15 protein-coding genes and 4 tRNA genes are annotated in these 18,587 nt (G+C 69.7%); 10 read left to right on the forward strand and 9 right to left on the reverse strand.

Translation table 11 applies throughout. The features are described 5' to 3' along the window. Positions 1 to 11: 11 nt before the first annotated feature. The 6 genes from ADL34_RS24090 (at position 12) to ADL34_RS24115 (ending at position 5,036) form a co-directional block, all read left to right on the forward strand. Positions 12 to 84: transfer RNA gene (locus ADL34_RS24090), tRNA-Glu, on the forward strand. Between the two features lie 37 nt (positions 85 to 121). Next, positions 122 to 196, forward strand: a tRNA-Asp gene (locus ADL34_RS24095). Positions 197 to 220: 24 nt separating this feature from the next. Beyond that, a tRNA-Phe gene (locus ADL34_RS24100) sits at positions 221 to 294 on the forward strand. Positions 295 to 407: 113 nt separating this feature from the next. Then, positions 408 to 4,385 (forward strand): ATP-dependent RNA helicase HrpA, encoded by a 3,978-nt coding sequence (gene hrpA, locus ADL34_RS24105; RefSeq protein ID WP_062673347.1) that lies wholly within the window; start codon positions 408 to 410, stop codon positions 4,383 to 4,385. A gap of 125 nt (positions 4,386 to 4,510) precedes the next feature. Then, positions 4,511 to 4,585: transfer RNA gene (locus ADL34_RS24110), tRNA-Asp, on the forward strand. A gap of 229 nt (positions 4,586 to 4,814) precedes the next feature. Next, a complete protein-coding gene (locus tag ADL34_RS24115; RefSeq protein ID WP_062673349.1) occupies positions 4,815 to 5,036 on the forward strand; it encodes a DUF6274 family protein in 222 nt (73 codons plus the stop codon). A gap of 493 nt (positions 5,037 to 5,529) precedes the next feature. Here the strand turns inward: ADL34_RS24115 and bldC are convergent, their stop codons facing one another. Further along, positions 5,530 to 5,736: a developmental transcriptional regulator BldC gene (gene bldC, locus ADL34_RS24120; RefSeq protein WP_003949541.1), complete on the reverse strand. Its 207-nt coding sequence runs from the start codon at positions 5,734 to 5,736 to the stop codon at positions 5,530 to 5,532. 593 nt (positions 5,737 to 6,329) lie between these two features. Next, entirely contained in the window at positions 6,330 to 7,172 is an 843-nt protein-coding gene (locus ADL34_RS24125; RefSeq protein ID WP_062673351.1) for a hypothetical protein, read from the reverse strand. Positions 7,173 to 7,422: 250 nt separating this feature from the next. Here ADL34_RS24125 and ADL34_RS24130 point away from each other — a divergent pair, with 250 nt between their 5' ends. Continuing rightward, positions 7,423 to 8,520, forward strand: a complete 1,098-nt coding sequence (locus ADL34_RS24130; protein ID WP_062673353.1) for a Leu/Phe/Val dehydrogenase — start codon at positions 7,423 to 7,425, stop codon at positions 8,518 to 8,520. Between the two features lie 319 nt (positions 8,521 to 8,839). Then, a complete protein-coding gene (locus ADL34_RS24135; protein WP_062673355.1) occupies positions 8,840 to 9,094 on the forward strand; it encodes a DUF3073 domain-containing protein in 255 nt (84 codons plus the stop codon). A 75-nt stretch (positions 9,095 to 9,169) separates the two neighbouring features. On the opposite strand, the gene purM is transcribed toward ADL34_RS24135, so the two are convergent. The 3 genes from purM to ADL34_RS24150 form a co-directional block, all read right to left on the reverse strand. Beyond that, entirely contained in the window at positions 9,170 to 10,255 is a 1,086-nt protein-coding gene (gene purM / locus ADL34_RS24140) for a phosphoribosylformylglycinamidine cyclo-ligase (protein ID WP_062673357.1), read from the reverse strand. Between the two features lie 33 nt (positions 10,256 to 10,288). Beyond that, complete coding sequence (purF, locus tag ADL34_RS24145) at positions 10,289 to 11,818, reverse strand: amidophosphoribosyltransferase (RefSeq protein ID WP_055624923.1); 1,530 nt, start codon at positions 11,816 to 11,818, stop codon at positions 10,289 to 10,291. Between the two features lie 61 nt (positions 11,819 to 11,879). Continuing rightward, complete coding sequence (locus ADL34_RS24150) at positions 11,880 to 12,674, reverse strand: META domain-containing protein (protein ID WP_062673359.1); 795 nt, start codon at positions 12,672 to 12,674, stop codon at positions 11,880 to 11,882. A gap of 137 nt (positions 12,675 to 12,811) precedes the next feature. Between ADL34_RS24150 and ADL34_RS24155 the strand changes: the two genes are divergently transcribed. After that, positions 12,812 to 13,543 (forward strand): peptidase E, encoded by a 732-nt coding sequence (locus ADL34_RS24155; protein ID WP_062673361.1) that lies wholly within the window; start codon positions 12,812 to 12,814, stop codon positions 13,541 to 13,543. On the opposite strand, the gene ADL34_RS24160 is transcribed toward ADL34_RS24155, so the two are convergent. Next, a complete protein-coding gene (locus ADL34_RS24160; protein ID WP_062673363.1) occupies positions 13,533 to 14,330 on the reverse strand; it encodes a maleylpyruvate isomerase family mycothiol-dependent enzyme in 798 nt (265 codons plus the stop codon). The two genes, ADL34_RS24155 and ADL34_RS24160, sit on opposite strands and share 11 nt — an antisense overlap. A gap of 132 nt (positions 14,331 to 14,462) precedes the next feature. Here ADL34_RS24160 and ADL34_RS24165 point away from each other — a divergent pair, with 132 nt between their 5' ends. Continuing rightward, the gene (locus tag ADL34_RS24165) at positions 14,463 to 15,047 is read left to right on the forward strand and encodes a Uma2 family endonuclease (RefSeq protein WP_062673365.1); all 585 of its coding nucleotides are present in this window, start codon (positions 14,463 to 14,465) and stop codon (positions 15,045 to 15,047) included. Between the two features lie 54 nt (positions 15,048 to 15,101). Here the strand turns inward: ADL34_RS24165 and purL are convergent, their stop codons facing one another. Genes purL through purS form a run of 3 tightly spaced genes read right to left on the reverse strand, consistent with a single transcriptional unit; the run spans position 15,102 to position 18,297 of the window. Next, entirely contained in the window at positions 15,102 to 17,360 is a 2,259-nt protein-coding gene (gene purL, locus ADL34_RS24170; RefSeq protein ID WP_062673367.1) for a phosphoribosylformylglycinamidine synthase subunit PurL, read from the reverse strand. Then, complete coding sequence (gene purQ, locus ADL34_RS24175) at positions 17,357 to 18,037, reverse strand: phosphoribosylformylglycinamidine synthase subunit PurQ (RefSeq protein WP_062673369.1); 681 nt, start codon at positions 18,035 to 18,037, stop codon at positions 17,357 to 17,359. The genes purL and purQ overlap by 4 nt, the downstream gene beginning before the upstream one ends. Then, positions 18,034 to 18,297 (reverse strand): phosphoribosylformylglycinamidine synthase subunit PurS, encoded by a 264-nt coding sequence (gene purS / locus ADL34_RS24180; protein WP_055624957.1) that lies wholly within the window; start codon positions 18,295 to 18,297, stop codon positions 18,034 to 18,036. The genes purQ and purS overlap by 4 nt, the downstream gene beginning before the upstream one ends. Between the last annotated feature and the right edge of the window lie 290 nt (positions 18,298 to 18,587).

The raw sequence follows: 18,587 nt of genomic DNA on the forward strand, positions 1-18,587 counted from the left end.
GCGGGCCGATAGCCCTCATCGTCTAGCGGCCTAGGACGCCGCCCTTTCAAGGCGGTAGCACGGGTTCGAATCCCGTTGGGGGCACGCAGTACGGTGTGCGACACTGTTGCACGCATCGCAAGGTCCTGTGGAGCAGTTTGGAGTGCTCGCCACCCTGTCAAGGTGGAGGCCGCGGGTTCAAATCCCGTCAGGACCGCTGTGAAGGTCGCAAGACCCTCACGGCTGGGTAGCTCAGTTGGTACGAGCGATCGCCTGAAAAGCGATAGGTCGCCGGTTCGACCCCGGCCCCAGCCACAGAGGAAGCCCCCGTCGAGTGATCGGCGGGGGCTTCGCCGTGCCCGCCGGGACAGGAGCCGCGACAAAAGCGTTCGCCATGGTTTTCGGCGGGATGAGATCCTGGATCGCGTATGTCCACGCACCCCGCCCCCGCCCTCGGCGCCCTCGCCCCCCGTCTGACCGAGCTCTCACTGCGTGACGCGCAGCGCCTCGGCCGGCGGCTGGAGGGCGCCCGCAAGATCCGTAAGCCCGAGGCGCGAGCCGCCGTGCTCGCCGAGATCGAGGGGGAGATCGCCAAGGGCGAGGAGCGCGTCGCCGCGCGGCGCGCCCGTGTGCCCGCGGTCTCGTACCCGGAGCAGCTGCCGGTCAGCCAGAAGAAGGACGAGATCGCCGCCGCGATCCGCGACCACCAGGTCGTGATCGTGGCCGGTGAGACCGGTTCCGGCAAGACGACGCAGATCCCGAAGATCTGCCTGGAGCTGGGCCGCGGTGTCCGCGGCATGATCGGGCACACGCAGCCCCGCCGGATCGCCGCGCGCACGGTCGCCGAGCGGGTGGCGGAGGAGCTGGACACACCGCTGGGTGAGGCGGTCGGCTGGAAGGTGCGGTTCACCGACCAGGTGAACCCGGAGGGGACCTTCGTCAAGCTGATGACGGACGGCATCCTGCTCGCCGAGATCCAGACGGACCGCGAGCTGCGCGCCTACGACACGATCATCATCGACGAGGCCCACGAGCGGTCCCTCAACATCGACTTCCTGCTGGGGTACCTCGCCCAGCTGCTGCCGAAGCGGCCGGACCTCAAGGTCGTCATCACCTCGGCGACCATCGACCCGGAGCGGTTCTCGCGGCACTTCGGCGACGCCCCGATCGTCGAGGTCAGCGGCCGTACGTATCCGGTGGAGGTGCGTTACCGGCCGCTGCTGGAGGAGGACTCCGAGGACGCCGACCGCGATCAGATCACGGCGATCACGGACGCGGTCGAGGAGCTGATGGGCGAGGGGAAGGGCGACATCCTCGTCTTCCTCTCGGGTGAGCGGGAGATCCGGGACACCGCGGACGCGCTGGAGAAGAAGAAGTACCGGTTCACGGAGGTCCTGCCGCTGTACGCGCGGCTCTCGCACGCCGAGCAGCACCGGGTGTTCCAGCAGCACACCGGGCGCAGGATCGTTCTGGCGACCAACGTGGCCGAGACCTCGCTGACCGTCCCCGGCATCAAGTACGTGATCGACCCCGGCTTCGCCCGGATCTCGCGCTACAGCCACCGCACCAAGGTGCAGCGGCTGCCCATCGAGGCCATCTCGCAGGCCAGCGCCAACCAGCGCAAGGGCCGCTGCGGCCGTACCTCCGACGGCATCTGCATCCGGCTGTACTCCGAGGACGACTTCAACGCCCGCCCGGAGTTCACCGACGCGGAGATCCTGCGCACCAACCTGGCTTCGGTCATCCTGCAGATGACCGCGGCCGGTCTCGGCGACATCGAGAAGTTCCCGTTCATCGACCCGCCGGACCACCGCAACATCCGTGACGGCGTGCAGCTCCTGCAGGAGCTGGGGGCGCTGGACCCGGCGCAGAAGGACCCCCGCAAGCGGCTCACCGACACAGGCCGCAAGCTCGCCCAGCTCCCGGTGGACCCGCGCCTCGCCCGGATGGTCCTGGAGGCCGACCGCAACGGCTGTGTCCGGGAGGTCATGGTCATAGCGGCCGCGCTGTCCATCCAGGACCCGCGCGAGCGCCCGGCGGACAAGCAGGCGCAGGCCGACCAGCAGCACGCCCGGTTCAAGGACGAGACGAGCGACTTCCTCGCCTATCTGAACCTGTGGCGCTACATCCGTGAGCAGCAGCGCGAGCGCGGCTCGTCGTCGTTCCGCCGCATGTGCAAGCAGGAGTACCTGAACTTCCTGCGGATCCGCGAGTGGCAGGACATCTACACGCAGCTGCGGACCGTGGCCAAGCAGATGGGCATCCGTCTCGCCGAGGACGACGCGCCCGCGGACCGCATCCACGTCTCCCTCCTCGCCGGTCTCCTCTCCCACATCGGGATGAAGGACGTGAAGGAGTCCAAGGACGCCGCTCCGGGGGCGCGCAAGGACGGCGGACGCAACGAGTACCTGGGTGCCCGCAACGCCAAGTTCGCGATCTTCCCCGGGTCGGCCCTGTTCAGGAAACCGCCGCGGTTCGTGATGTCGGCCGAGCTGGTGGAGACGTCCCGGCTGTGGGCGCGGGTCAACGCGAAGATCGAGCCGGAGTGGGTGGAGCCGCTGGCCGGGCACCTGCTGAAGCGGACGTACAGCGAACCGCACTGGGAGAAGGACCAGGCGGCCGTGATGGCGTACGAGAAGGTCACGCTGTACGGCGTCCCGATCGTGGCGCAGCGCAAGGTGAACTACGGCCGGATCGATCCGGAGGCCAGCCGGGAGCTGTTCATCCGCAACGCGCTGGTGGAGGGTGACTGGCGCACGCACCACAAGTTCTTCGCCGACAACCGCCGGCTGCTCAGCGAGGTCGAGGAGCTGGAGCACCGCGCCCGGCGCCGGGACATCGTGGTCGACGACGAGACGCTGTTCGACTTCTACGACGAGAAGGTCCCCGAGCACGTCGTGTCGGGGGCGCACTTCGACTCGTGGTGGAAGCGCAAGCGGCAGGAGCAGCCCGACTTCCTGGACTTCGAGCGGGAGATGCTGATCCGGGAGTCGGCGGAGGCGGTCACGAAGGCCGACTATCCGGACTCGTGGCGGCAGGGGCAGCTGAAGTTCCGGGTGACCTACCAGTTCGAGCCGGGCGCGGACGCGGACGGTGTGACCGTCCACATCCCGCTCCAGGTCCTCAACCAGGTCACGGCGGAGGGCTTCGACTGGCAGATCCCGGGTCTGCGCGAGGAGTTGGTGACGGAGCTGATCCGTTCCCTGCCGAAGCCGATCCGGCGCAACTACGTGCCGGCGCCGAACTTCGCGAAGCGGTTCCTGGACACGGCCGTCCCCGGGCAGGAGCCGCTGACGGTGACGATGGCCCGCGAGCTGAAGCGGATGGTCGGGGTGCCGTTCACCGCGGACGACTTCGACTGGGCGAAGGTGCCCGAGCATCTGCGCGTGACGTTCCGCATCGTCGACGAGCGGCGCCGCAAGCTGGCCGAGGACAAGGACCTGGAGGCCCTGCAGCTGCGCCTGAAGCCGAAGGCGCGCAAGGCGCTCTCGCAGGCCGCCGCGGCGACGGCGTCCCGGCAGGGCGGGGAGTCGCTGGAGCGTTCGGGCCTGACGGACTGGACGATCGGCACGCTCACCCGGGTCTTCGAGACACGGCGGGCCGGGCAGCCGGTGAAGGCGTACCCGGCACTCGTGGACGACGGCGACACGGTCTCCGTGCGGCTGTTCGACTCGGAGGCGGAGCAGCAGCAGGCGATGTGGAAGGGCACCCGGCGGCTGATCCTGCGCAACATCCCGGTCAACCCGGCGAAGTTCGCATCCGAAAAGCTGACGAACGCTCAGAAGCTCGGTCTGTCGGCGAATCCGCACGGGTCGATCCAGGCGCTGTTCGACGACTGCGCCATGGCGGCGGCGGACAAGCTGATCGGTGACTTCGGCGGCCCGGCGTGGGACGAGGAGTCGTACCGGAAGCTGTACGACAAGGTGCGCGCGGAGATCGTGGACACGACGGTGCGCGCGGTGGGGCAGGTGCAGCAGGTACTGGCCGCCTGGCAGGCCGCCGAGCGGCGTCTGAAGGGCGTGCGCAGCCCCGCTCTGCTGCCGAACCTCGCGGATGTGCGGGCCCAGCTGGACGCCCTCGTGAAGCCCGGCTTCGTGACCGATGCGGGGCTGCGCCGGCTGCCCGACCTGATGCGCTACCTGATCGCGGTGGACCGCCGGCTGCAGCAGATGCCGACGAACGTCCAGCGCGACACGACGCGCATGGAGAAGGTCCACGAGATGCGGGACGAGTACGCCTGGCTGCTGGAGCAGATGCCGCAGGGCCGTCCGGTGCCGCAGGCGGTGCTGGACGTCCGCTGGATGCTGGAGGAGCTCCGGGTCAGCTATTTCGCGCACGCGCTGGGGACGGCGTACCCGATCTCCGACAAGCGGATCGTGAAGGCGATCGACGCGCTGGCGCCGTGACGGACCGCGCACGGAGGGTGAGTTCGACCCGGGGCTCACCCTCCTGTACAGTCTCTTCTCGCAGCGCAACGCACGAATGGCGCCGCAACTCCCCCAGTGCCTTAAGGGCCTGGGCGGGGCCCCCAGGTCCTGTGGAGCAGTTTGGAGTGCTCGCCACCCTGTCAAGGTGGAGGCCGCGGGTTCAAATCCCGTCAGGACCGCAAGTGAAGGCCCGTCCCCGTCGAGGGGGCGGGCCTTTCTCATGGGCGCGTACGGCCGCCGCGGCACTCCTTCGGGCTTCTGAGCCTGCCTGGAGGGCCCAGAGGGGCGCGGGGGGCTTCTGGGGCGGCGCCGGGATCGCGGGCCGCCCACGCCGCCTTGACGGAGTCACATTCGCTCGGTACCCAGATCTCAGGGCCCTTTTCGGCTGGCCCCCGGTGGAGGTGGCGTATGGCGGCATCGACCAGGCACGAGACGCGGGCCCTGCTCCGCGCACACCTGTCGGCCGCCTCCTCCTACCGACATCTGACCCGGCACTGTCCGATCTGCCACCGGCTGCTGCGTCTGGCCCTCGACAACGGGTCCGGCGCTCCCGGGACCTACGACACGCCCGGCACCGTCCGGCCGGCCACGGACGAGCCGGCCCCGGAGGAGACGCCGTCCCCGGCCTGACCACGACGATCGTCAACTCCGGCTGTGGCAGCGGCTTCTGGAACCCGTCGCTCCCTTTAGCGCACATAGACCAGGGGCAACAAGCACCCCGGCATGTGACGGGTGTCACCGCATGAGTTTGCGGGACCCCGGCACTTACACCCCGCCTACAACGGGTCGATTTAATATGTGCAATTGCACCAGCTTCCGCGGGTCGCGCCGGCCACTCCGAGTGCCCGTCCGGGGCCGGTCGCACAGGTGATCCGACAGCGGTCCCCAGTCTTCGACAAGGCCACGCACGGCCTCACGGACAGGCGCGCGAGGGCGCACAAAAAAGATCGCGCTGGACCCGGCGGAGTCCAGCGCGATCTACGACGCACCCTTGTTGCGTGCCCGAAGTGCTCTGACGGCTTGGGCGAGGGCTCTGTTGGGGCAGAACCCGCGTCGCTTGGAGCTAGGTCCGGGCGCCGCGGCGAGTTGGGGGAACCGCCGGTTTGCCCGGTTCTGCGAGAGTTCAGGCCTCGCTGCGCTGCTGCGGGATGCCCGCGAGCAGAGCGCGGACCTCAGCCTCGCGGTAACGGCGGTGTCCGCCGAGCGTACGGATGGAAGTGAGCTTCCCGGCCTTCGCCCACCGCGTGACCGTCTTGGGGTCGACGCGGAACATCGTGGCGACCTCAGCCGGGGTCAGCAGCGGCTCGGCATCAGGGGTGCGAGCGGTCATGAGCGGCCTCCTCGGGAGAACCGAACCTTCTCGGTTCTTTCCTCTAAATTCTGCACCTTGACCCGCGTTGCCCGAAATGGCGGACGCGAGTCGAGTCGGTTATAGGACGAACGGCTTGTCCTCGGCACTACAACTACACCATCTGTCCAGCCGCGTCGGCCAAACCGATGGAATTGCCCCTCCAGGTGTTCATCAGCGACGGAAGCCGATGGACCATGCCATAGCGGACAGTCACGCCACTGTGACGATCAGTCACAGTGGCGTGCAGGAGTCCCAAGACCCCCCAAAGCGTGCAATGTCGAGACGGAGCCCTCCCCGGACTCCTTGTCCTATTTTGGCACGAGGAGGGGTTAGGGACGCAAGAGCCGTGTACGTGCGGTCCGTCACGCTTGGACGAGTTGGCTGGATCCAGTCGCATACGCCCGGATCGCGCCTTACGTCCCATGTTGACGAGACATCAGGTACCTCAGACCGAGCACGAAACCCCAAAACGGGCGGATCGTCAAACGCCAGTTCGTTACAAAGGGGATGCCACCTGCCACCCTGTGGCCTCGACCGTGTCCTACGTCACACCGCCCCGCGCGCGGGGGAGTTCAGTTGGCGGACCGCCGGTCCCGTACCGACCGCCAGCGCTCCACGAGACGCCCGTACGCCTCCCCGGCCGCCTCGCCGTCACCGTGCCGCAGGGCCTCGATGCCCTCGGCCACGTCCGCGGCCGAGTGGTCGTCCTCCAGCTCGCCGGCCGGCAGCGCGTGCACCAGGCCGCCGTAGTCCAGTTCCACCAGCGAACGCGGGTGGAACTCCTCCAGCCAGCGGCCCACGTCCAGCAGCCCGTCGATGAGCGGGCCCTCGTCGACGGTCTCCTTCAGCGTCCGCAGGGCCCGCGCCACCCGGCGCCGGGCCTCCACCATCGGCGTCTGGTACCGCAGCATCGGGGGGACGTCGCCGGAGCCCTTGTCGAAGCGGCGCTCCCCGTCCGACACCAGCACGAACCAGTGCAGCGGCACCTGCCACGTCGAGGTACGGATCCACGGCCGCGCGTCCGGGTTGCGGGCCAGCCAGCGCTCGTAGTCCAGGGCCGCCTGCCGCCGGACGACCTCCGGCAGGACCGCGTCCAGCACCGGCCTGGGCAGCTCGTCGCCCAGCTCCCCGAGCGCCTGCCAGCCGCGCAGCCGGGTGCGCCAGGGACACACGCACACCACCCCGTCCACCTCCAGCACGAAGGCGTCGCTGCTCTCGTGCACGGGCACCGGAACGGGCGGCGTGGGCAGCAAGTCGGCCAGGGAGCGGCGCAGTTCGTCCTGGTACGAGGGACGGTCGGGGCGGCGGGCGTACCGGGTCCAGTGGCCGCGTTCCGGCTCGGGGAAGGCGGCCAGCGGCTCGTACACCCGCAGGTACGTCGTATACGGGACGATCACCGAGGACACCTTGGGCACGCCTGCTCCCTCCCCCGCCGTCTGCCAGGAAAACCTGTGGACCCCGCCTGGGGCGGAGCGCGAAATCCATGCAAATCGTCGCACGGCTGTACTCCGGGAGGAGGTGATCCCCGGCACCGCGGGTTCACGGGGCGTCCGGAGGTCTAATCTCATGCTCGAGCACCCGTCACCGTCTCCCATGGCGCCACAAGCGCGGGGGACCCCCAGGGGGCTCCGCTCCGATCGCCGCCCGTACTCAGGAGTCACCACAGTGACCGACGTAACACACGGCGTCCTGCACACCCTGTTCCACTCGGACCAGGGGGGTCATGAGCAAGTTGTGCTCTGTCAGGACCGCGCCAGCGGCCTCAAGGCCGTCATCGCCATCCACTCCACCGCTCTGGGCCCCGCCCTCGGCGGTACGCGCTTCTACCCGTACGCGACCGAGGAGGAGGCCGTCGCCGACGCCCTGAACCTCGCGCGCGGGATGTCGTACAAGAACGCCATGGCCGGGCTCGACCACGGCGGCGGGAAGGCCGTGATCATCGGTGATCCGGCCCGGATCAAGTCCGAGGAGCTGCTGCTGGCCTACGGCCGGTTCGTGGCCTCCCTGGGCGGCCGCTACGTCACCGCGTGCGACGTCGGCACCTACGTGGCCGACATGGACGTGGTGGCGCGCGAGAACCGCTGGACGACCGGGCGCTCCCCGGAGAACGGCGGCGCCGGCGACTCCTCGGTGCTCACCGCCTTCGGCGTCTACCAGGGCATGCGCGCCTCCGCGCAGCACCGCTGGGGCGACCCGTCGCTGCGGGACCGCACGGTCGGCATCGCGGGCGTCGGCAAGGTCGGGCACATCCTGGTCGAGCACCTGGTGGCCGAGGGCGCCAAGGTCGTGATCACGGACGTGCGCGAGGACGCCGTCGGGCGGATCGTCGCGGCCCACCCGGGCTCGGTGACGGCCGTCGCCGACACCGCGACCCTGATCCGCGTCGAGGGCCTCGACATCTACGCGCCCTGCGCGCTCGGCGGGGCCCTGAACGACGACACCGTGCCGGTGCTGACCGCCGGGATCGTGTGCGGTGCCGCCAACAACCAGCTCGCCCACCCGGGTGTCGAGAAGGACCTCGCCGACCGCGGGATCCTCTACGCGCCCGACTACGTGGTGAACGCCGGCGGCGTCATCCAGGTCGCCGACGAGCTGCACGGGTTCGACTTCGACCGGTGCAAGGTGAAGGCGGCGAAGATCTTCGACACCACGCTGGCGATATTCGCACGCGCGAAGGCCGACGGGATTCCGCCGGCCGCCGCGGCCGACCGGATCGCCGAGCAGCGGATCTCGGAGGGGCGCGAGGCCCGAGCGGGCCGCTGATCCGGCGCGCCCGGGAGAGGGCCGGGGCCTCCCGGCCCTGCCATGGGCGGTACCCGCCGGTGGGCAGTTGGAGAGAACTCTCACTTCTACCGGCGGGTCGACCGCCCATAAGTGGTTAAAATCGCGGTTGACCAGCGAGGAAAGGGCACCTCGAAGGTCCTGGGCAGACGCGCTTGCTGCGGGCGACGTACCGTATGGGCGCGGGCTCAGGTACCGTGGAAGCCCTACGGATCGGCCTCTCCATGGAGAGTCCGTTCCGGATCATGAACGCGTGTCAGACTCTGGGGCCGTCGAGCCCCGTCACCGAGGGGGTCGAGCCATGGGGCGCGGCCGGGCCAAGGCCAAGCAGACGAAGGTCGCCCGCCAGCTGAAGTACAACAGCGGTGGGACGGACCTTTCACGTCTGGCCAGTGAACTGGGCGCATCGACTTCGAGCCAGCCGCCGAACGGCGAGCCGTTCGAGGACGATGAGGATGACGAGGACGATCTCTACTCTCGATACGCCGACCTCTACGAGGACGACGACGAGGACGAAGACGACGGTCCCTCTTCACAACACCGTCGCGGCGCTTGACCATGCAGTGAGCACTCACCCGGTCGGTGGCTCTGCCACCGGCCGGGTTCTGTGCTGTCTTCAGGCAGGCACCGCTCAGACCGCGTAGTCGCCGACCAGCTCCGCGCCGGTCGTGTGCTCGCCGCGGTCCGTGATCTCGCCGGTCACCCATGCGTCGACGCCGCGGTCGCCCAGCGTGGCCAGGGCCGCGTCTACCGACTCCGCCGGCACGATCGCCATCATGCCCACGCCCATGTTCAGCGTCTTCTCCAGCTCCAGGCGCTCGACCCGGCCGGTCCTGCCGACGAGGTCGAACACGGGCGCCGGGGTCCAGGTGGACCGGTCGACGACCGCGTGGAGCGTGTCGGGGATCACACGGGCCAGGTTGGCGGCAAGACCGCCACCGGTGATGTGGCTGAAGGCGTGCACCTCGGTGGTCCGGGTCAGCGCCAGGCAGTCCAGCGAGTAGATCTTGGTGGGCTCCAGCAGCTCCTCGCCGAGCGTGCGGCCGAACTCCTCGATACGGGCGTCCAGCGCGAGACCGGCCTGGTTCAGCAGGACGTGCCGCACCAGCGAGTACCCGTTCGAGTGAAGGCCGGACGCCGCCATCGCGATCACGGCGTCACCCTTGCGGATGCGATCCGCGCCGAGCAGCCGGTCGGCCTCCACGACGCCCGTACCGGCGCCGGCGACGTCGAAGTCGTCCTCGCCCAGCAGGCCCGGGTGCTCGGCCGTCTCACCGCCGACCAGGGCGCACCCGGCCAGCACACAGCCCTCGGCGATGCCCTTGACGATCGAGGCGACCCGCTCGGGGTGGACCTTGCCGACGCAGATGTAGTCCGTCATGAACAGCGGCTCGGCGCCGCACACCACGATGTCGTCCATGACCATGGCGACCAGGTCGTGCCCGATCGTGTCGTAGACGCCCATCTGGCGCGCGATGTCGACCTTGGTGCCGACGCCGTCCGTGGCGGACGCGAGGAGGGGACGCTCGTAGCGCTTGAGGGCGGAGGCGTCGAAGAGTCCGGCGAAGCCGCCGAGGCCGCCGAGGACCTCGGGGCGCTGGGCCTTCTTCACCCACTCCTTCATCAGCTCGACCGCGCGGTCGCCCGCCTCGATGTCGACGCCCGCCGCCGCGTAGGAGGCACCGGTGGTGCCCGACTGATCTGACACAGGAGACATTGCCTGGGATCTTTCGGTTGGGAACTACGGGGCTTACGGGCGACGGATCGCGTCGGCGGCAGCCGTGGCGGCCGTACCGGCCGCGAGCTCGGTCTCCAGGAGCTGCTTGCCGAGCAGCTCCGGGTCCGGGAGGTCCATCGGGTACTCGCCGTCGAAGCAGGCGCGGCACAGGTTCGGCTTGGCGATGGTGGTCGCCTCGATCATGCCGTCGATGGAGATGTACGACAGGGAGTCGGCGCCCAGCGAGGTGCCGATCTCCTCGATCGTCATGCCGTTGGCGATGAGCTCGGCGCGGGTGGCGAAGTCGATGCCGAAGAAGCACGGCCACTTCACCGGCGGCGAGGAGATCCGGATGTGGACCTCGGCGGCGCCGGCCTCGCGGAGCATGCGGACCAGGGCGCGCTGGGTGTTGCCGCGCACGATCGAGTCGTCGACGACGACCAGGCGCTTGCCCTTGATGACTTCCTTGAGCGGGTTCAGCTTCAGGCGGATGCCGAGCTGGCGGATGGTCTGCGAGGGCTGGATGAAGGTCCGGCCGACGTAGGCGTTCTTCACCAGGCCGGCGCCGAACGGGATGCCGCTCGCCTCGGCGTAGCCGATGGCGGCCGGGGTGCCCGACTCCGGGGTCGCTATGACCAGGTCGGCCTCGACCGGGGCCTCCTTCGCCAGCTTGCGGCCCATCTCCACGCGGGAGAGGTACACGTTGCGGCCGGCGATGTCGGTGTCGGGGCGGGCCAGGTACACGTACTCGAAGACACAGCCCTTGGGCTTCGCTTCCGCGAATCGCGAGGTGCGCAGTCCGTTCTCGTCGATGGCGACGAACTCGCCGGGCTCGATCTCGCGGACGTAGCTGGCGCCGACGATGTCGAGGGCGGCGCTCTCGGAGGCGGCGACCCAGCCGCGCTCCAGCCGGCCGAGGACCAGCGGGCGGATGCCCTGCGGGTCACGGGCGGCGTAGAGGGTGTGCTCGTCCATGAAGACGAGGCTGAAGGCGCCCTGCACCTGGGGAAGGACCTCGTGGGCCGCCTCCTCGATGGTGAGCGGCTTGCCGTCCTCGTCGACCTGGGCCGCGAGCAGCGCGGTCAGCAGGTCGGTGTCGTTGGTCGCCGCGACGCGCGGGGACCGCCCGCCCTCCTGCTTGGGCAGGTCGGCGACCATCTCGGCGAGCTGGGCGGTGTTGACGAGGTTGCCGTTGTGGCCGAGCGCGATCGAGCCGTGCCCGGTGGCACGGAACGTCGGCTGGGCGTTCTCCCACACGGAGGCGCCGGTGGTCGAGTAGCGGGCGTGTCCGACCGCGATATGACCCTGGAGCGAACCGAGAGAGGTCTCGTCGAAGACCTGGGACACGAGGCCCATGTCCTTGAAGACGAGGATCTGGGAGCCGTTGCTGACCGCGATTCCCGCGGATTCCTGGCCCCGATGCTGGAGGGCGTAGAGCCCGAAGTACGTGAGCTTTGCGACCTCTTCGCCCGGAGCCCAGACACCGAAGACGCCACACGCGTCCTGGGGGCCTTTCTCGCCGGGGAGCAGATCGTGATTGAGTCGACCGTCACCACGTGGCACGTCCCCGAGTGTAGGCGAGGTCGACCACTGGTCCGAATTGGGGATGCGGGCCGGTAAAGGATCACTTGCCGGCGGCCGCCTGGACGGTCTCGCCGTTTTCGCTGGTCAGCGTGAGGGTGCGGTCGTCGACGCGGTATTTCACGGTGCTGTCGAAGAGGCCCAGGAGCTTCTTCTCCGCTGTCATGAGTGAGGTGTCGCACATCATTCGGGTGGTGGATGCCGTGCCGAGCGTGATACTGCCGTCGCGGATTGTCGCGGTGGCCTTCACCCGGTTGCAGCCGAGGCTTCCGCTCACCTGGCCGGTCTTCGTGTCGAAGGTGAGGTGGGCGCGGCCGTCGGCGTCCGGGCTGGTCACGGTCCACTCGGTGCCCCTGAGCGGGGCGGCCTCCCGCCGGGTGAGCGCCACGCGGTCGCCGTCCTTCGTGGTGAGGGTGAGCTTGTCGCCGTCCTTCTCGGTGGTCAGGTCACCGTCGGCGAGGGTGCGGGCGAGGGTCTGCTCGAAGCCGGCGGGGACGCCGTCGCAGGCCATCTCCGTCGACCGGATCCCGTCGAAGGAGACGTGGCCGTCGCTGAAGTCTGCCTGGGCCCCGAAGGTGTTGCAGCCGAGGCTGCCCTCGGCCTTCCCGTCACCGGAGATCCGCAGCCAGGCGCCGTCCGGCGCGGCCTTCTTCCGGCCGTCCACGGTCACCTGGTCGACGGCCCAGCGGGCGTCGGAGAGGGATGCCCGGGCCCCGGCGCCGACGGATTCGCTGCCCGCGTCCTCGCTGCCGCAGGCCGCGGCGAGCGGGAGCAGGGTGAGAGCGGCCAGGGCGGCCAGGCGCCGCTGGTGCGTACCGGGTGTGCCGAGAGTGTCCATGCCGATGGGACGGAAGGGGCGAAGGACCGGTTCCGCCGGATCCTGTCCGCTGTCGGCCGCTCTTTTTCGGTTGCGGCCGGCGCTCCTGGCTGGACAGAGTCGGTGGCGATCCGTGGCACGACCGAAGGAGACCGCTTGTGACGCTCGGCTCGGAACGTCGTCTGGCTCTCCTCGGAGGGGGGTTCTCCACCGACGACGACGGCGTGCTGGACGACTGGGTGCTCGGCCTGGTGGACGCGGCCCGGCCCAAGGTCTGCTTCGTGCCGACGGCCAGCGGCGACGCGCCCGGCTACGTCGACCGCTTCCTCACGGCGTTCTCGTCCCGTCCGGTCGAGGCCGGGGTGCTGCCGCTCTTCCGGCGCACACTCGACGACAACTCCCTGCGGACGTTCCTGCTCGGCCAGGACGTCGTGTACGTCGGCGGGGGCAACACCGCGAACCTGCTGGCCGTCTGGCGTGCGCACGGCGTGGACCGGCTGCTGCGCGAGGCGTACGACCGGGGCGTCCTGCTGTGCGGCATCAGCGCCGGTGCCAACTGCTGGGCCGAGGGCTCCCACACCGACTCCTTCGGGCCGCTGACGCACCTGGCCGACGGGCTGGGGCTGCTGCCCGGCTCGGTCTGCCCCCACTACGACGGTGAGCCGGGACGGCGGCCCTCCTACCGGGCGGCGGTGGCGAGCGGGGCACTGCCGCCGGGCTGGGCGGTGGAGGACGGGGCGGGCGCCCTGTTCACCGACGGCCGGCTGACGGACGCGGTGGCGCGCGTGCCGGAGGCCCGCCTCTACCGGGTGGAACCGGACGGGGACGGCGGGGCGGCCGAGCACGCCGTGCCCTGCCGTCCTCTCGCCGGAGGCCGGCTCAGCCCATGAGGGGGAGCAGGCCGCCCAGGTCGGCGCGTTCGCCGCTCGCGCTGACCTTGGCCTCCGCGAGGGCGTCCCGCCAGGTGAGGCGGCCGGTGGCGAGCCGGATCCAGGTGAGCGGGTCGGTCTCGACGACGTTGGGCGGGGTGCCCCGGGTGTGCCGAGGGCCCTCCACGCACTGCACGACGGCGTACGGCGGGACACGGACCTCGGTCGAGCCGCCGGGCGCCTTCACGGCGAGCGCGTCGGCGAGGAGCCGGGTGCAGGCGGCGAGGGCCTGCCGCTCGTACGGGATGTCGAGGCCGGGGACGGCGGCGTTCAGGTCGTCGGTGTGGACGACCAGTTCGACGGTACGGGTGACCAGGTAGTCGGCGAGGGGCAGGGCGCCGGTCCGGGTGTCGAGGAGCCGGTCGCCGGGCGCGGTCGCCAGGCGCTCGGTGAGGCGTTCCCCGGTACGGGCGTACAGCGCGTCGAGGTCGGGGTGGGCGGCGGCCAGTTCACGGGTGCCGTCGGCGATGTCCCCGGCGCGGGCTGCGGTGGCCGAGGGCCAGTCCAGCAGGGTGAGCGTGGCCTTCGACGGCTCGTCCCGGTCGAGGTTCCGGCTGACGGTCTCCAGCGCCATGGTCACATGGGCGGCCAGGTCCCGCACGGTCCAGCCGTCCAGCCGGGTCGGCAGGGCGAGCTGCTCGGCGGTGAGCTCGCGGACGGCCTGCCGGACGTGCCCGAACTGGGCGAGCACGGCGGTACGGATCTTGACGGGGTCGTAGGTGCGCGCGCGCTTCTTGGCCGGGGGCATGGGGAGCAGCCTATTGCGGGAGATCGCGGCTCGGATCGGCGTTCGATAACTCGTCCGGGTGATCGACTGCGGAAGACATCCCGCGTCGACTGCCCCGGACGACACTGGTCTCCGCCCAGGAGGAGGTGCAACATGACGGTTATGGCCGAGCGCACGTCTCAGATGTCGGTGGAGGAGTTCGAAACGATCGCCGCCGCCGCTCCCGAGACCGTCACGTTGGAGTTCATCAACGGACGGATCGGAGTCAAGAAGGTGACGGACGGGGACCACGACACGATCGTGTCCTGGCTGACCAAGCGCTGTATCCAAACCCGTCCCGACCTGGACGTGTACCACGGTCGTGGACTGCGGGTGGCCGCGTACCGGCAGGGCAGGGCGAAGCCCGACGCAGTGCTGGCGCCCGAGGCCCACTTCGCCGCACACGGCGAGTGGGCCGACCCGGAAGGGGCGCTCATGGTCGTGGAGGTCACCTCGTACGACTCGGACACAGACCGACGGGACCGGTACGAGAAGCCCGCCGCATACGGTCAGGCGGAGATCCCGGTGTACCTCTTGATCGACCGCGATTCCTGCACGCTCACGTTGCACAGCTCGCCCGACCGGAAGATCGGTGGCTATCGCACCGTCCGCACCGCGAAGTTCGGCGAGAAGGTCCTCCTTCCCGACCCCATCGGCATCGAACTCGACACCGAGATCCTCAAGAACTACGTGCGGTGAGACGAAGAAGGTCCCGTCCGGTGGTCGGACGGGACCTTCCTGCCGTACCGCCGGCTACGCCAGCAGTGCGGGGATCGTCGCCTCGTGGGTCTCGCGGAGTTCGGCCAGGGGGAGGGAGAACTCGCCCTGGATCTCGACCGCGTCGCCGTCCACGACACCGATGCGCGTGGCCGGCAGGCCGCGGGCGCCGCACATGTCGGTGAAGCGGAGTTCCTCCGAGCGCGGGACGGCCACGACGGCGCGGCCGGCCGACTCGGAGAACAGGAAGGTGAAGGCGTCCAGGCCGTCGGGCACGACCAGGCGGGCGCCCTTGTCCCCGAGCAGCGCCGACTCGACGACCGCCTGGATCAGACCGCCGTCGGACAGGTCGTGCGCGGAGTCGATCATGCCGTCGCGGGAGGCCGAGATCAGGATCTCGGCGAGCAGCCGCTCACGCTCCAGGTCGACCTTCGGGGGCAGGCCGCCGAGGTGGTCGTGGATCACCTGCGACCAGGCCGAGCCGCTGAACTCCTCACGCGTGTCGCCGAGGAGGTAGAGCAGCTGGCCCTCCTCCTGGAAGGCGACCGGCGTGCGGCGGGCCACGTCGTCGATCACGCCGAGGACGGCGACGACCGGCGTCGGGTGGATGGCGGCCTCGCCCGTCTGGTTGTAGAGCGAGACGTTGCCGCCGGTCACCGGGGTGCCGAGCTGCTGACAGGCGTCGGCGAGACCGCGCACGGCCTCGGCGAACTGCCACATGACCGCCGGGTCCTCGGGGGAGCCGAAGTTCAGGCAGTCGGAGACGGCGAGCGGCTTGGCGCCGGTCGTCGCCACGTTGCGGTACGCCTCGGCGAGGGCCAGCTGGGCGCCGTGGTACGGGTCGAGCTTGGCGTACCGGCCGTTGCCGTCGGTCGCGAGGGCGACGCCCAGGCCGGTCTCCTCGTCGATGCGGATCATGCCGGAGTCCTCGGGCTGGGCGAGGACGGTGTTGCCCTGCACGAAGTGGTCGTACTGGGACGTGATCCACTTCTTGCTGGCCTGGTTCGGGGAGCCGACCAGCTTCAGGACCTGGTCCTTCAGCTCGTCCGACGTCGCCGGGCGGGGCAGCTTGTTCGCGTCGTCGGCCTGCAGCTCGTCCTGCCAGGACGGGCGGGCGTACGGGCGCTCGTAGACCGGGCCCTCGTGCGCGACCGTGCGCGGGTCGACGTCGACGATCTTGCCGCCGTGCCAGTAGATCTCCAGGCGGTCGCCGTCGGTGACCTCACCGATCACCGTGGCGATGACGTCCCACTTCTCGCAGATCTCGAGGAAGCGCTCGACCTTCCCGGGCTCCACGACCGCGCACATGCGTTCCTGCGACTCGCTCATGAGGATCTCCTCGGGCGAGAGCGTGGAGTCGCGCAGCGGGACGTCGTCCAGGGTGACGCGCATGCCGCCGGAGCCGTTGGAGGCCAGCTCGGACGTGGCGCAGGACAGACCGGCCGCGCCGAGGTCCTGGATGCCGACGACCAGCTTCTCCTTGAACGCCTCCAGGGTGCACTCGATGAGGAGCTTCTCCTGGAAGGGGTCGCCGACCTGGACCGCGGGACGCTTCGACGGCTTGGCGTCGTCGAAGGTCTCCGAGGCGAGGATCGAGGCGCCGCCGATGCCGTCGCCGCCGGTCCGGGCCCCGTACAGGATGACCTTGTTGCCGGCGCCGGACGCCTTCGCGAGGTGGATGTCCTCGTGCCGCATGACGCCGATGGCACCGGCGTTGACCAGCGGGTTGCCCTGGTAGCAGGCGTCGAAGACCACCTCGCCGCCGATGTTCGGCAGGCCCAGGCAGTTGCCGTAGCCGCCGATGCCGGCGACGACGCCGGGCAGGACGCGCTTGGTGTCGGGGTGGTCGGCGGCGCCGAAGCGCAGCGGGTCCACGACCGCGACCGGGCGGGCGCCCATCGCGATGATGTCGCGGACGATGCCGCCGACGCCGGTGGCCGCGCCCTGGTAGGGCTCGACGTACGACGGGTGGTTGTGCGACTCGACCTTGAAGGTGACCGCGTAGCCCTGGCCGACGTCCACGACGCCGGCGTTCTCGCCGATGCCGACGAGCAGCGCGTCGGACTCGGGGGCCTTCTCGCCGAACTGGCGCAGGTGCACCTTGGAGGACTTGTAGGAGCAGTGCTCCGACCACATGACGGAGTACATGGCGAGCTCGGCACCGGTGGGCCGGCGGCCGAGGATCTCGACCACGCGCTCGTACTCGTCCTTCTTCAGGCCCAGTTCGGCCCAGGGCAGCTCGACGTCGGGGGTCGCGGCCGCGTGCTCGACCGTGTCCAGAGGCGTCCGGCTCATGCGTTGACCAGCTTCTTGAGGATCGAGGTGAAGAACGGGAGGCCGTCGGTGCGGCCGGTGCCGATGAGCGGCTCCACGGCGTGCTCCGGGTGCGGCATCAGGCCCACGACGTTGCCCGCCTCGTTGGTGATGCCGGCGATGTCGTTGAGCGAGCCGTTGGGGTTGAAGTCCAGGTAGCGGAACGCGACCCGGCCCTCGGCCTCCAGCTTGTCCAGCGTGTACTGGTCGGCCACATAGCGGCCGTCCATGTTCTTCAGCGGGATGTGGATCTCCTGGCCGGCCGTGTAGTCGGTCGTCCAGGCCGTCCCGGCGTTCTCCACGCGCAGCTTCTGGTCACGGCAGATGAAGTGCAGGTGGTCGTTGCCGAGCATGCCGCCGGGCAGCAGGTGCGCCTCGGTGAGGATCTGGAAGCCGTTGCAGATACCGAGAACGGGAAGGCCGCCCTTCGCCTGCTCGATGACGGTGTCCATCACCGGCGAGAAGCGGGCGATGGCTCCGGCGCGCAGATAGTCGCCGTAGGAGAAACCACCGCACAGCACCACGGCGTCGACCTGCTTGAGGTCTTTGTCCTTGTGCCACAGGGCGACCGGTTCGGCGCCCGCCAGGCGGATCGCGCGCTGCGTGTCCCGGTCGTCGAGAGAACCCGGGAAAGTGACCACGCCAATACGAGCGGTCACTTCGCGGCCTCCGCGACTTCCTCGACGCGGACGGTGAAGTCCTCGATCACGGTGTTGGCGAGGAAGGATTCCGCAAGATCGTGGATGCGGGCGAGCGCGGCATCGTCGACCGGTCCGTCAACTTCCAGTTCGAAACGCTTTCCCTGACGTACGTCCGAGATGCCTTCGAAACCCAGTCGCGGCAGTGCGCGCTGCACCGCCTGGCCCTGGGGGTCGAGGATCTCCGGCTTGAGCATGACGTCGACTACGACGCGTGCCACGTGCACTCCCGGTGGTGTGGTGCTGAGCAGGTTCCTGCAAGGTGCTTTCAGACTACCCGCACAAAATTTCTACGCGCGTCGACTTGTAGGAACCTACGTGACCGCGCTCACGACGGGCACCCGCCGGGCCACGCGGTGAAAAGTTCCGGAAAAGATCCCGGATCGACACCCGATGCCTATTGCGCACGACCCTCTCCGCACACCACGCTTCCACCGAAGTCGCTCCGCTCCTTCTTGCTTTTGGACACGCGGAAGGATTTAGTCGAGCTTCACATTGCATTGTCGGGCAC

It is taken from the genome of Streptomyces sp. NRRL WC-3605 (assembly GCF_001509795.1).
Taxonomy (GTDB): Bacteria; Actinomycetota; Actinomycetes; order Streptomycetales; family Streptomycetaceae; genus Streptomyces; species Streptomyces viridochromogenes.